The 12,955-nt window shown below is 41.4% G+C and carries 12 protein-coding genes and 1 pseudogene; 9 read left to right on the top strand and 4 right to left on the bottom strand.

All coding sequences use genetic code 11. The annotated features are described in order from the left end of the window. Nucleotides 1–113: 113 nt before the first annotated feature. The 8 genes from trpC to QI031_RS04405 all read left to right on the top strand — a co-directional run bounded on the left by trpC (nucleotide 114) and on the right by QI031_RS04405 (nucleotide 6,588). A complete protein-coding gene (trpC, locus tag QI031_RS04370; RefSeq protein ID WP_281483993.1) occupies nucleotides 114–941 on the top strand; it encodes an indole-3-glycerol phosphate synthase TrpC in 828 nt (275 codons plus the stop codon). A 162-nt stretch (nucleotides 942–1,103) separates the two neighbouring features. Further along, nucleotides 1,104–1,931 carry a tryptophan synthase subunit alpha gene (trpA, locus tag QI031_RS04375; protein ID WP_281483994.1) on the top strand — a complete coding sequence of 276 codons (828 nt, stop codon included), beginning with the start codon at nucleotides 1,104–1,106 and terminating at the stop codon, nucleotides 1,929–1,931. A 73-nt stretch (nucleotides 1,932–2,004) separates the two neighbouring features. After that, entirely contained in the window at nucleotides 2,005–3,234 is a 1,230-nt protein-coding gene (trpB, locus tag QI031_RS04380) for a tryptophan synthase subunit beta (RefSeq protein ID WP_281483995.1), read from the top strand. A 128-nt stretch (nucleotides 3,235–3,362) separates the two neighbouring features. After that, nucleotides 3,363–4,457, top strand: coding sequence for an anthranilate phosphoribosyltransferase (gene trpD / locus QI031_RS04385; protein ID WP_281483996.1), 1,095 nt, complete (start codon nucleotides 3,363–3,365; stop codon nucleotides 4,455–4,457). Between the two features lie 57 nt (nucleotides 4,458–4,514). Beyond that, nucleotides 4,515–5,591, top strand: a complete 1,077-nt coding sequence (aroF, locus tag QI031_RS04390; RefSeq protein WP_281483997.1) for a 3-deoxy-7-phosphoheptulonate synthase — start codon at nucleotides 4,515–4,517, stop codon at nucleotides 5,589–5,591. A 139-nt stretch (nucleotides 5,592–5,730) separates the two neighbouring features. Then, nucleotides 5,731–5,874 carry a hypothetical protein gene (locus QI031_RS04395; RefSeq protein ID WP_425526005.1) on the top strand — a complete coding sequence of 48 codons (144 nt, stop codon included), beginning with the start codon at nucleotides 5,731–5,733 and terminating at the stop codon, nucleotides 5,872–5,874. A 238-nt stretch (nucleotides 5,875–6,112) separates the two neighbouring features. Then, nucleotides 6,113–6,346 carry an antitoxin family protein gene (locus QI031_RS04400; RefSeq protein WP_281483998.1) on the top strand — a complete coding sequence of 78 codons (234 nt, stop codon included), beginning with the start codon at nucleotides 6,113–6,115 and terminating at the stop codon, nucleotides 6,344–6,346. Next, nucleotides 6,343–6,588 (top strand): PIN domain-containing protein, encoded by a 246-nt coding sequence (locus tag QI031_RS04405; RefSeq protein ID WP_281483999.1) that lies wholly within the window; start codon nucleotides 6,343–6,345, stop codon nucleotides 6,586–6,588. The genes QI031_RS04400 and QI031_RS04405 overlap by 4 nt, the downstream gene beginning before the upstream one ends. A 536-nt stretch (nucleotides 6,589–7,124) precedes the next feature. Here the strand turns inward: QI031_RS04405 and QI031_RS04410 are convergent. The 3 genes from QI031_RS04410 to QI031_RS04420 all read right to left on the bottom strand — a co-directional run bounded on the left by QI031_RS04410 (nucleotide 7,125) and on the right by QI031_RS04420 (nucleotide 11,458). Then, nucleotides 7,125–8,567, bottom strand: a complete 1,443-nt coding sequence (locus tag QI031_RS04410; RefSeq protein ID WP_281484000.1) for a RecQ family ATP-dependent DNA helicase — start codon at nucleotides 8,565–8,567, stop codon at nucleotides 7,125–7,127. 149 nt (nucleotides 8,568–8,716) lie between these two features. Further along, entirely contained in the window at nucleotides 8,717–10,759 is a 2,043-nt protein-coding gene (locus QI031_RS04415) for a cation:proton antiporter domain-containing protein (RefSeq protein ID WP_281485929.1), read from the bottom strand. A 243-nt stretch (nucleotides 10,760–11,002) separates the two neighbouring features. Next, nucleotides 11,003–11,458, bottom strand: a complete 456-nt coding sequence (locus QI031_RS04420) for a DUF1392 domain-containing protein (RefSeq protein ID WP_281484001.1) — start codon at nucleotides 11,456–11,458, stop codon at nucleotides 11,003–11,005. A gap of 146 nt (nucleotides 11,459–11,604) precedes the next feature. On the opposite strand from QI031_RS04420, the pseudogene QI031_RS04425 reads away from it, so the two are divergent. After that, nucleotides 11,605–11,760, top strand: a pseudogene (locus tag QI031_RS04425) (helix-turn-helix domain-containing protein); the annotation flags it as partial. 129 nt (nucleotides 11,761–11,889) lie between these two features. On the opposite strand, the gene QI031_RS04430 reads toward QI031_RS04425, so the two are convergent. After that, nucleotides 11,890–12,279 carry a hypothetical protein gene (locus QI031_RS04430; RefSeq protein ID WP_281484004.1) on the bottom strand — a complete coding sequence of 130 codons (390 nt, stop codon included), beginning with the start codon at nucleotides 12,277–12,279 and terminating at the stop codon, nucleotides 11,890–11,892. Nucleotides 12,280–12,955: the final 676 nt, after the last annotated feature.

The raw sequence follows: 12,955 nt of genomic DNA on the forward strand, positions 1-12,955 counted from the left end.
GTATGGGGCATAGGGCATACAGTTACCAATTATCAGTTTTCACTGTTCACTCCCTCTGCTCCCCCGCTCTTTCTAGCCCCCCAGTCTCTAGCCCCTAGCCCCTAGTCCCTTTTATGATCAACAAAATTGCTCCTCCTAGCCATATTCTTGAAGAAATTGTGCGGCATAAAAAGCAGGAAGTCGCACAAATGCAGCAAGCACTACCTTTGACTTCTTTGCAAAATAAGTTAAATCATGCTGCGCCTGTGCGAAATTTCTTGAGCGCTTTGCAACAAAGTTCCCACCGACCTAGCTTAATTGCCGAAGTTAAAAAAGCGTCACCGAGTCGCGGAGTGATCCGAAATGATTTTAACCCAGTAGCGATCGCCCAAGCTTACGAACGGGGTGGTGCGGCTTGTCTCTCAATTTTGACTGACGAGAAGTTTTTTCAAGGCAGTTTTGTTAATTTGCGGAGTGTGCGTCAGCAAGTTGCATTACCTTTACTGTGTAAGGAGTTCATTATTGACCCTTATCAAATTTATTTAGCACGGACAGCTGGCGCTGATGCAGTGTTATTGATTGCTGCTATTTTAAGCGATCAAGAACTCCAAGATTTTTTGCGAGTGATTCACGATTTAGGTATGAATGCGCTGGTAGAAGTTCATACTATCGCTGAACTAGATCGGGTGCTGAAACTTGAAGATATCCGTTTAGTAGGAATCAACAACCGTAATTTAGATAATTTTACAGTTGATTTAGCCACAACACAGTTACTTTTGGCACAGCGACACAAACAGATGCAAAGTTTGGGGATTACCGTTGTGAGTGAATCGGGATTATATACACCTGCTGATTTATCTGTTGTGGCTGAGGCTGGAGCGCGGGCGGTTTTGGTGGGAGAGTCTTTAATTAAGCAAAGCGATGTAGAACAAGCTGTGCATAATATTTTGAGCCTTGTTTAAACCCAATTTATTGATGTAGGAGGTAGAAGCCTCGACGATGGAGGTCAAAGCATCAACGATGAAGCTCAAAGCCTCAATAACAAGAAATATAGCGTGGCTATTGCTAACTGCTAATTGTTGATTATTCCAAAACTATTAACTAATCATTAACTAATTTTCAGAATGACTTCTATCTCCGATTCCTTTCAAACTTTACGCGATCGCCAACAGTGTGCTTTGATTCCCTTTATTACCGCTGGCGATCCCAACTTAGAAACTACTGCCGAAGCTTTACGCATTTTAGATCGCAATGGTGCTGATTTTATTGAGTTGGGCGTTCCTTACTCCGATCCTTTGGCAGATGGGCCAGTAATTCAAGCCGCCGCCACTCGTGCTTTGCAAAGAGGCACAAAATTAGAGCAAGTTCTCCAGATGTTGCAAACTGTGAGTCCTAGCTTGAAAGCCCCAATCATCTTATTTACTTACTACAACCCGATTTTGCACCGGGGTATCAAGACATTTTTAACCCAAATTGCCGCCGCTGGAGTGCGAGGGTTAGTAGTACCAGACTTACCCCTAGAAGAAGCAGCACAATTAATCCAGACCGCTGCATCTTTTAATATTGAAGTAATTTTACTCGTAGCGCCTACCAGTTCACAAGATCGGATTATAGCGATCGCTCGTCAATCTCAGGGATTTATCTACCTAGTCAGTGTCACAGGTGTTACAGGTATCCGTTCTCAAATCCAAGACCGCGTCAAACATCTGATCACAGACTTACGCAGCGTCACCGACAAACCCATCGGCGTAGGTTTTGGCATCTCAGGGGCAGAACAAGCACATCAAATCAGAGAATGGGGTGCAGACGCAGTAATCGTTGGTAGCGCCTTCGTCAAACGCCTCGCCCAGAGTACTCCCACCGAAGGACTACAAGCCGTAGAACAACTTTGCCGCGAACTCAAAACAGCAATAACCCCTGCATCCTTACAACAAGTTGGTGCTGCTAAGTAAAAAATCTTGGTATTTTTCTACCTTTGCGTCTTTGCGCCTTTGCGTGAGCTTTTTCTAAAAAAGGATTTTAACAATGGTCAGCATACAAAACATCAAAACAACAACTCAACAACCAGACTCCTTAGGCAGATTTGGCAAATTCGGCGGTAAATACGTCCCCGAAACTCTAATGCCCGCCCTAGCAGAACTAGAAACAGCATATCAACAATATCGCCACGACCCCAACTTCCAAACCCAACTGCAAAACCTCCTACGAGATTACGTCGGACGACCCAGCCCCTTATATTTTGCCGAACGCCTCACAAAACATTACGCTAGACCTGATGGCACGGGAGCGCAAATTTATTTAAAACGTGAAGACTTAAATCACACAGGCGCTCACAAAATTAATAACGCATTGGCTCAGGCTTTGCTAGCCAAGCGCATGGGTAAACAACGGATTATTGCCGAAACCGGAGCCGGACAACACGGAGTAGCAACTGCAACTGTATGTGCGTTGTTTGGTTTAAAATGCGTGATTTACATGGGCATCCACGACATGGAACGACAAGCCCTCAACGTATTTCGGATGAAGTTGATGGGAGCAGAAGTTCGCCCTGTAGAAGCAGGTACAGGAACCCTCAAAGATGCCACCTCAGAGGCGATTCGGGATTGGGTAACGAATGTCGAAACTACCCATTACATCTTAGGTTCTGTAGCTGGCCCTCATCCCTACCCAATGATGGTGCGTGACTTTCATGCTGTCATCGGTCAAGAAACGCGCGCTCAATGTCAAGAAAAATGGGGAGGATTACCGGATATTTTACTTGCTTGTGTGGGTGGCGGTTCCAATGCGATCGGCTTATTCCATGAATTTATGGATGAATCTGCTGTACGGATGATTGGAGTTGAAGCGGCTGGTGAAGGTGTAGATACTCAAAAACATGCAGCAACTCTGACACGAGGACAAGTTGGAGTTTTACATGGTGCAATGAGTTACCTATTGCAAGATGATGATGGTCAAATAATTGAAGCACATTCGATTAGTGCAGGGCTAGACTATCCTGGCGTAGGGCCTGAGCATAGTTATTTAAAAGATTTGGGGCGCGCTGAATATTACAGCGTCACTGACGAGCAATCCTTAGAGGCATTTCAGAAACTTTCGCAACTAGAAGGAATTATTCCAGCTTTAGAAACTGCCCATGCGATCGCATATCTAGAAATTCTTTGTCCTCAGCTCGATGGTAATCCCAAAATTGTCATCAATTGCTCAGGACGTGGTGACAAGGATGTGCAGACTGTAGCAAAAATTCTTAATCATTAGACTCAAAAAATTTCTTTTTTCTCTCTGCGATCTCAGCGTCTCTGTGGTTTATAAATTTTTATTTAACCGCAGAGGCGCAGAGAACACAGAGTAAAGAGGTGACAGAGGATTTTATTTGACTATTAATTATGATCACTGCAACTCAAATTCCACCTGACAAAGTCTCTCTAACTCTGGATGGTTATGACTGGCCAAGTTTATTACAACAGTTATTCGCTCGGCAATCTTTGACTCGCACTCAAGCTGCGGATTTAATGCAAGGTTGGCTCATAGATGCTATTCCTCCCGTTCTTTCAGGGGCAATTTTGGCGGCAATTCAAGCTAAAGGCGTATCTGCTGAAGAATTATTCGGCATGGCTAGTGTCTTACAATCTCAATCTTTTGCTACTCCCCAGTCTGCGTTTCCCTTAATTGACACTTGTGGAACTGGTGGAGATGGGGCTGCAACTTTTAATATTTCCACTGCTGTAGCTTTTGTAGCAGCGGCTGCTGGGGTAAAAGTTGCCAAGCATGGTAATCGTTCGGCATCTAGTAAGACTGGTTCTGCTGATGTGTTGGAAGCTTTGGGTGTCAATCTCAATGCTAGTTCTGAAAAAGTGCAAGCAGCAGTAGGGGAAATTGGCATTACCTTTTTGTTTGCTCCTGGTTGGCATCCCGCACTCAAGGCGGTTGCTGCTTTGCGAAAAACTTTGAAGGTACGGACTATTTTTAATTTGCTGGGGCCTTTAGTTAATCCTATGCGGCCGACAGGGCAAATTATCGGTGTCAATGATCCGCTGTTAATAGAAGAAATTGCTCAAGCTTTATCGCAGTTGGGATGCCGAACTGCGATCGCTCTCCACGGACGCGAACGTTTAGATGAGGCTGGTTTGGCGGATATCACTGATTTAGCTGTCCTCCAAGAAAAAAAGGTGCGCTGTCTAACACTAAATCCTCAAGAACTGGGTTTGAGTCCTGCACCAACTACAGCGTTGCACGGTGGAGATGTCCAAGAAAATGCGGAAATCCTCAAGGCAATTCTGCAAGGAAAAGGTACTCAAGCACAGCAAGATGTAGTCGCTTTAAATACAGCCTTAGCCCTGCAAGTTGGTGAGGCGATCGCTGGCGAAACAGACATCTTAGCAGGTTGCGTCAAAGGTATTGTCCTAGCTAAAGAAGTCCTACGAAGCGGCGCGGCTTGGACAAAACTAGAGCAACTCGCCGAATTTTTACACGATTCTTAACCACTGACCACTAACAACTGACCACTGACAATTAACAACTAACAAAGGAAAAATCAAATGATTGTAGTACTTAAAACTGGTACACCTGCTGAGGAAATTACTCGTCTGAGCAAAGAATTAAGTGATACTTGGAAAGTAAAAGTAGAAAAAAGCATTGGCAAGCATAAAGTTGTTCTAGGAATGATTGGTGAAACTGCAACTCTTGATCGGCTGCAAATTCAGGAGTTTAGCCCTTGGATTGAACAAGTATTGCGAGTAGAAAAACCTTTCAAGCGAGTTAGTAGAGAGTTTCGACATGGAGAAGCTAGCGAGGTTATTGTATCTACACCTAGCGGTCACGTTTCTTTCGGAGAACATCATCCTATTGTGGTGGTGGCTGGCCCTTGTTCTGTGGAAAATGAAACGATGATTGTAGAGACAGCCAAGCGAGTAAAAACCGCAGGAGCCAAGTTTCTCCGTGGGGGAGCTTACAAACCCCGCACCTCACCTTATGCGTTTCAAGGCTATGGTGAAAGCGCTTTAGATTTATTAGCCGCAGCTCGTGAAGCTACAGGTTTGGGTATCATCACAGAACTGATGGATGCTGCTGATTTGCCAGCAGTGGCAAGAGTTGCTGATATCATCCAAATCGGTGCTAGAAATATGCACAACTTTTCGTTATTAAAGAAAGTCGGCGCTCAAGATAAACCTGTACTGCTGAAGCGGGGAATGTCTGCCACCATTGACGAGTGGTTAATGGCAGCAGAGTATATTTTGGCATCAGGAAACCCAAATGTAATTCTTTGCGAACGGGGAATTAGAACCTTTGATGGTAAATATGCCCGGAATACTTTAGATTTATCGGTGCTGCCAGTATTGCGATCGCTCACCCATTTACCAATTATGATCGATCCTAGCCACGGTACTGGTAGATCAGAATATGTGCCACCGATGGCAATGGCTGCGATCGCTGCTGGTACAGATGCTTTAATGATTGAAGTACACCCCAATCCCGCCAAAGCTTTATCTGATGGCCCCCAATCTCTCACCCCAGATAAATTTGACCGCTTAGTTCAAGATATGTCAGTGATTGGCAAAGTCGTTAATCGCTGGTCTACGCAGACATCGCAGACTCCTGAGTTGTTACACATTTAAGTAGCACGAAAGGCAAGCAGGGGGCAGAGGAAGAAGTTTGTATAAATCTTTTCACTATCCCCAATGCCCCATGCCCAACGGGGATGGAAAATCTATTCAGGCGATCGCTGATGATTTCTATTGATTTATTCCCCGCCAGATGTCTACTATCTTGGCAAAACGCATTGAAGATTTAACAAAAATATTTAAAACACAACGTCAACGAACAGGAGGCGATCGCGCTGATAAAATTGCCCCTATTTGGGCAAGAAATGGGAGAATCTATAAAGGCGATCGCAGATGATTTAGAAACAATTTAATTTTATAGAATATAGCGATCACACCACTAAAGTTAGTCTAGGTTCACTTAAAGACCAAGGAGTCATACCGTTTTACTTTAAAGTTGATACATTTGGGCAAGCAGGGGAGCAGGGGGAAAGAATTAAAGACCAATCATCTGTTTCAAATAGTTCGTGAAATGGTATCAGCAGTTAAAATCATTGTGTAATGTTATTTAAATAAGTAACCTGGCGAATAGCAAAATGCAAACTTTAAGAGCTATCTATGAAAATGGTGTATTTCGCCCTCTAGAAAAACTTGAATTGGTTGAAGGGCAATCTGTTCAACTAATAATTGACACTAATCCTGTTACTCCTAAAGAAATGTTACAACTAGCAGTTGAGGTTTATGAGGGACTATCAGAAACAGATATTGACGAAATTGAGGAAATTGCTTTAAAGCAAAATTATTTTTTTGCGGATAGAACTGAAGAATGAGTCAAGAGCAAGTTCTTTTAGATACCGATACGCTGTCAGCAATAATGCGTCAAAATCCGCTTGTTATTCCTAAAGCTCAAGCATATTTAACTCAACACAGCAGGTTTACATTTTCTATTATTACTCGTTATGAAATTCTGCGAGGATTAAAAGCTAAAGGGGCTAACAAACAACTTCGAGCGTTTGAAAAATTTTGTACCAACAATATTATTATTCCTTTAACTGATGAGATAATTGTCTAAGCATCTGATATCTATGCCGAACTCAGAAAGAAAGGAACTACCATTGGGGATGCTGATATTTTGATCGCTGCTTCAGCAATAATTAATAACATAGCTGTTGTTACTAACAATCAATCCCATTTTGGTCATATTTCTGGACTGACTATATATAACTGGTTGGCTTAAATACCTCAATTTAGGCGATCGCACCGATGAAATTTAAGCGATCACCAAGACATCCGCGATACTTGTGGTTTAAAAGCACCGCAGTTTGAAGCCTCTAATACCGTTTCACTTTAAAGTTGATACATTTGAGCAAGCAGGGGAAGCAGCACTTCGGCTGCGCGGTAGTTGAGCGCACTTGTACTGAGTTTAGCCTGAGCGTAGCCGAAGGGCGAAGTCGAAGTAGTCGAAACTCAGTGACCGGAGGCAGGGGGAGTAAGAAAAGTAATTTGTATCAATAATTTCGTGAAATGGTATAAATCTCGGCATAGTGTACTTAATTCCTAATGGTGAAATTAAGTTTGTACCTGGATGGATAAAATTAAAAAACTTACTTAATGGCAATTATCACAATGTCCGCACCGCCAGTTAGCAGCTTCTCGGTCAAAACCAAAAGCATGTAATAAAAATTGCCAACGACACTGCTTAGTAGTTAGATATTGATGCATTTGTTTAGCAGCTTGTGATTGCGTCGTCGGTTGATTTTTGATTTTTGATGTGATGGTGTAATGAAAAGGGTCAAGCCAGTTTAACTGACCGCTGCTGTGGAGTAAAGCAAGTGCTGTAGCACCATCAGGAAATTGTTTTGTGACTGCATTAACTTCTCCTGTTTTTGGTAGTTTTTTGACTAATTGTTGCGCTATTTGTTGTTGCGATCGCATTTGCTCTTGAAAAAATTCCTGTCTTTGTTTATCCTCTGGATCTAACCACCCTGTAGGTTCACTCACCAATGTCAGTGCTTGAGCCGGTTTTCCATCCCTCCCAGCCCGTCCGATTTCTTGCACATATTCAGACAATAAATGCGGGGCGTGAAAATGAATTACCCAGCGAACATCAGGTTTATTAATCCCCATACCAAAAGCACAGGTACAAACTACAAAGGGAATTTTACCACCTAACCAATTAGCTTCTACTGCACGGCGTTCTGTTGCACCCAGTCCAGCGTGATAACTAGCTGTGTCATAGCCCATACCTGCTAACCATGCGGCTAAATTTTCACTATCTCGCCTTGTGCGAACATAGATCAAACCTGGCTGTTGCGGTCTATTTTGAATAAATTGAAGTAATTGCTGTTTTCTACTCCGTGGTGTCCAAGCTATGCGGACGCTGGTATGCAGATTAGGACGATAGGGATTAAGGCGAAAAACCTCCGGTTGCTGTAGTTGTAAAACTGTAGAAATGATTTTTTGAGCTAGAGGATCAGCCGTAGCAGTAAAAGCAGCAATGCTAATTTTTGTTCCTGGTGGTTTTGATTTGAGCAATGCAGGACGCACTGCCCCTAATCTGCGATAAGCTGGCCGAAATGTATCTCCCCACTGCACAAGGCAATGAGCTTCATCTAAAATTATGCCGTTAATACGCAATTGTGGGTGACATAATCTTTCCCAGACTGGCGTGCTTAGTAAAGTTTCTGGCGATAGATAAAGTAATCTTAGTTGTTGTCGTTCCAACGCTTGCAATGTCGTCCGACGTTGGGATGATGGCAATTCACTATGTAAAAGTGCAGCTTTTTGATGATGCTGGAGTAGTTCCTGCACTTGATTTTCCATCAGCGCTACTAAAGGTGAAACTACTAAAGTTAATCCTGTTTGCAGAAGTGCAGGAAGTTGAAAACAAATCGATTTGCCGCCACCTGTTGGCATGATAATTAATGCGTCTTTTTGGGCTAATAAAGTATTGACAATTTCTCCTTGTGGCGGACGGAAATCTTCGTAACCCCAAATTTTTTTGAAAGTAGTACGGACTTCGTTGCAAGATGGTGTTATTGGATGATTCATTTACATTAGTAGATGCGTGGAGTTTTAAATCAGTGAACAGTTAACAGTAACAACTGATAACTGTTGAATATATCCTCTACTAATGATTTACTGGTTCAGTAATATTATCAGACGATTATGGAGACGCAAAATCTCACGTCTCCACAACACTATTGGGGAAAATAGGCAATAATCATGGCAATTTCCGGATGACTTCGAGCGATCGCTTCTGGTGCATGACCTAAAAGCGAAAATAGTTGATGTTTATGCTCAACAGTTCCATTTAAAAGTAGTATATCGTTGGGTTTGAGTAACCGAGAAACTTGCCGGACAAAGTTACCTCGCACCCGTTGAATGGGTGTATCTTCTGGTAATCCCATATCAGTTAATACGGCAGTTGCACCTCTAACTGAAACTACTTGTAAAAGTTGTAGGGATGCTTTAAGTTCTGTTGACAGACTTTTGGCTAGTTGGATACTTTGTCCAAAAGAATTAGCATAAGTTTGTTGGGTGGTAAAAGCTAGAAATACTCGTGTTGTATGCTCAATTGGCAAGGGAAATCGAGTTACCAAAACAGGTACAGAACTGCGTTGGACAATTTTATCAATGACACCGCCAAATAAGTTTTCTTGATAACTGGAGTAACCTTTCCAACCACAAACAACCAAACTCACTTGCTTTTCTTCTGCCACACGGGCAATACCCTTATCAATCGATTCATCAATTCGATCAATTGGGGTAACATTTGCCACAGCTGCATGGGCAATCATTTCTGCGGTTGAGAGTAATTGGCTTTGCTTAGCTTTAGCCTCTGGGGAAATAGGATCACCTTTTTCAAGTAAAATGTGAAGTGGTAACAAAGTCCCATTTGCTGATTTAGCCAGCAAAATTGCTAACTGTAATAAATTATCTTCTGTACTGGGGTTAGCAACTGGAACTAATACGCGATCGCCTAGATGTCCTCCTGGATGGCTTTGGGTACTAACTTCTGGCTTAAGTTTTTTTCCCCACTGACTTGTTACCCAAGGAGAAGCAATACAGGTAACTAAGATCATGGCGATCGTGCCATTTACTGTTAATTGGTCAACTAGCTTGATATTATAAGCAACGGTGATCGCAGCCAGAGTAGATGCCGCCTGAGCTACTGATAGCCCAAACATCACCATAATATTGTCAAAGTTGAATCCAAATAACTTGCCAGATCCCCAAGCAGGGATGTACTTGGCAATTATTGCCACAGCCACCATTACACCTGACACTACCAGCGATCGCGGTTCTTGAATTAAAATGCCGGGATTAACTAACATCCCTACAGAAATCAAGAAAAATGGCACAAATAGCGTATTTCCAATAAATTGAATCCGATTCATCAAAGGACTCAGTTGGGGAATCAATTGAGTAATCGCAACTCCCGCTAAAAAAGCCCCAATAATCGGCTCAATTTGCACTAATTCTGCCCCATAAGACACTACAAACAAGGTAGCCAATACAAAAGTAAATTCTGCTCCCTCATCATGTCCAAAGCGCTGAAAAAACCAGCGTCCTAAACGAGGTAAACCCCACAAAATCAAAAATGTGTAGATAGTCAGTGAGGGAATCATGAATAACCAAAAACTCAAGGTCAAACTACCTTGATGCGCTCTCACCACCACTGCTAAAACTAAAAGTGCCAGAATATTGGTGATTAAAGTGCCTCCTAAAGTCGTAGTTAAGACCTGAGAACGCATGATGCCTAATTTACTGGCTACAGGCAAAGCTAGTAGAGTGTGGGAGGCAAAACACGAAGCAACTAAAACGGCTGCCAATGGGCTATAACCAATGGCTAACATTGCTCCCGTACCCAATGCCATCGGCACTAGAAAAGTCGCAAACCCAAAAATCAGCGCTTTATCAGCGTTATATTTCAGGTCATCTAAGCTAGTTTCTAGACCTGCCATGAACATGAGAAATAACAAGCCTACCGTACCCAAAAGTACAATAGTACTATCTCGTGCTAATAATCCAAATCCATTTGGCCCAACCACAACGCCTGCCAAAATTAATCCCACAATCCCAGGTAAACGGACTTTCTCAAATAGCAGGGGTGCGATTAGCATAATCCCCAGAATCATCAAAAAAACCGGTACAGGATCTTTAATGGGTGTAGATAATACAGAAGCTATCCAGTAATTAGATATACTTGCCCCAAGAGTCGCGATCGCATCTGGTGTCATAGATGTTTGTAAGGCACTATAGATAGTTGACTGACTCAAATATTAGTACCTTCTCAAAACTTCAATCGCATTAACACTGTTTTTAGATATATATTTCTTTAACCTAGGAACTTGGAAGTCAAATAATTTCGGAAATTGAGGCTGCCTAAGCAAGAATTGCTTTTATTGAACTGTTCCCTGCAATGCACTGAGCGTAGCCGAAGTGTTCTCTGCCTCTACTAATTGAAAAATCAAACCCGATTCCTATACATCTACACTTACTAAATCAACATCAGCAAGCCATATAGTTCGGCTTGGGGCTAATGTCCCTTCTTCTAGAATAGGAGAACGCCAATCTACAGCATAAAGCCAATTGTTTTTGAGGCTAAAAATACCTTGGATAATCCGACGTGTCGGCTGTTCACTAAAATCAACTTCAACTACATCCCCCAATTTGAAAGCTGGAATAGAAACAGTGGCATTTTCCCATAAATTGGTTGCATAAAATTCTCGTCTTGGCAAGTAGAGTGTTTCACCAAAGCAAACAATCGCGTATATCCACTCTTGCGCTTCCCAATGCACACCACAGCAATAGCCTGACAAATCAGAACCTGATAAAAAAACTTTCTCATGCATTTGAACTACCAGTGGTGGCATGACTTGACCCCAAGGCGGAGAAATATGCCAGCAAGACTCTAAAGCGGTAATCTGGTTAATCATAATACTTTAACTTTATAGTTCCCTTTTTATACATACACTCGCTTACACCAGTATTATCCGGAATGTATGGATTAAGGAAACTTATCTATTTATTGAGGCAGATAGGGAAAGAGAAATCTGTATCAATTTTATTTGATCAATTGCCTATAAAACTCTCCCAACTTAGAGCCGTAGTCGCAGTTGCAGATTGTGGCAACTTTAGTGAAGTAGCCTTGGAATTGGAGCTTACCCAGCTAGCAATTAGTTATGCTATTGCTACTTTAGAAGAGGAACTGGATGTGTCTTTGTTTGCCAGAGACCGTGAGCTGACGGCATAGCTACGCTTAAGGCGGAGCATCTCGTAGAGAAATAATCGCAAAGGCTTAGTTTTCGTCACCAGTGCGTAAGTTTTAATTGATTACAATTTTAGGGCGTTTTAAAATCATTGATATCTATTTAAAAAACTTTTTTGCCGAAAAGTCACCTTTTTTGGGTGAATATTCAGAGCAATCTTGAGCCTCTTCAGTCATCACAATATCAGGTTTGACTGCACACTTAAGATAATTATTATTTGAATAAAATTGACAGTTTCTGCAAGGGACTTTATGTAATCCTTTAACTTCAAAAACCATCTTATTATCTAAAACCGTCCGAATTTTGCGTAAAATCAGAAAAAAAATCACCCAACTGGAAAGTAAACCAACAGGAGCCAAAGATACTAATACATCAGGAACATTTGAAACATCAACTTGTACTTGCTCTTGTTTAACATCACTTCGATTTGCTTGAAGAGTATTTCTGTTGACTGTTAAGTTTTTTTCTAGTGTTTGTTTAATAAACATATTATTTATCCTTGAATATTATATATTTTTACCGCCTTAATGTTGTGATCAAGAGATAATTTTTAATGGTGAACAGTAACAATCAATTGCTACTTGCTAAATAGCAATAAGAAAGAATCAGATACCAGAGATGAAAATACTTTATATTTCGGATAACTGCTGACTATAATTACTGTTTTATGTTTGTCAAAATATTTTTGACAGAGTCTAGCAGTCACCGTAAGCAGGAAGACAAAGTAATACAAGATCTCCGTAGCTTGTTCAAAATATAGTATGCTCAACGTTCCAATTATATATTTAACAGAATAAGATTTATCCTATCTCTGCCGATAGTTTTGCTTGTCATTTAAGGTTGTATGTCCAAAGAAGTATATTAAAAACTAGGTGATGAATATATGTTCCTGTATTAAAGTAGACTGACATTTGAACTAAATTCTCAATTCTAAGCAAAAAATATTGTAGCTTCCTAATTTTTGAGGTTAATTCTTAAAAGAAGAAATCATCATCTGATTAGATCATATATATAGTAAATAAAACGAGCAACTATTATATTAGACATAAATCCTCACTTGATTAGTTGCCTGTATCAAGTCTTTGGTTATTTATCGACTGACTACGTAATAAGTTTGACAAAATATAGTAATCCGGTTTGATTTGGTAAATCACTCGTAGAGGT

Origin of the sequence: Halotia branconii CENA392, from assembly GCF_029953635.1 — a bacterium.
Taxonomy (GTDB): Bacteria; Cyanobacteriota; Cyanobacteriia; order Cyanobacteriales; family Nostocaceae; genus Halotia; species Halotia branconii.

Coding starts and splice junctions, on each gene's coding strand:
- QI031_RS04420 (WP_281484001.1), bottom strand. CDS start 11,458: ATGATTAACCAGATTACCGCTTTAGAGTCTTGCTGGCATATTTCTCCG.
- trpA (WP_281483994.1), top strand. CDS start 1,104: ATGACTTCTATCTCCGATTCCTTTCAAACTTTACGCGATCGCCAACAG.
- trpC (WP_281483993.1), top strand. CDS start 114: ATGATCAACAAAATTGCTCCTCCTAGCCATATTCTTGAAGAAATTGTG.
- QI031_RS04395 (WP_425526005.1), top strand. CDS start 5,731: ATGTCTACTATCTTGGCAAAACGCATTGAAGATTTAACAAAAATATTT.
- QI031_RS04405 (WP_281483999.1), top strand. CDS start 6,343: ATGAGTCAAGAGCAAGTTCTTTTAGATACCGATACGCTGTCAGCAATA.
- QI031_RS04410 (WP_281484000.1), bottom strand. CDS start 8,567: ATGAATCATCCAATAACACCATCTTGCAACGAAGTCCGTACTACTTTC.
- QI031_RS04415 (WP_281485929.1), bottom strand. CDS start 10,759: ATGACACCAGATGCGATCGCGACTCTTGGGGCAAGTATATCTAATTAC.
- trpD (WP_281483996.1), top strand. CDS start 3,363: ATGATCACTGCAACTCAAATTCCACCTGACAAAGTCTCTCTAACTCTG.
- trpB (WP_281483995.1), top strand. CDS start 2,005: ATGGTCAGCATACAAAACATCAAAACAACAACTCAACAACCAGACTCC.
- QI031_RS04430 (WP_281484004.1), bottom strand. CDS start 12,279: ATGTTTATTAAACAAACACTAGAAAAAAACTTAACAGTCAACAGAAAT.
- QI031_RS04400 (WP_281483998.1), top strand. CDS start 6,113: ATGCAAACTTTAAGAGCTATCTATGAAAATGGTGTATTTCGCCCTCTA.
- aroF (WP_281483997.1), top strand. CDS start 4,515: ATGATTGTAGTACTTAAAACTGGTACACCTGCTGAGGAAATTACTCGT.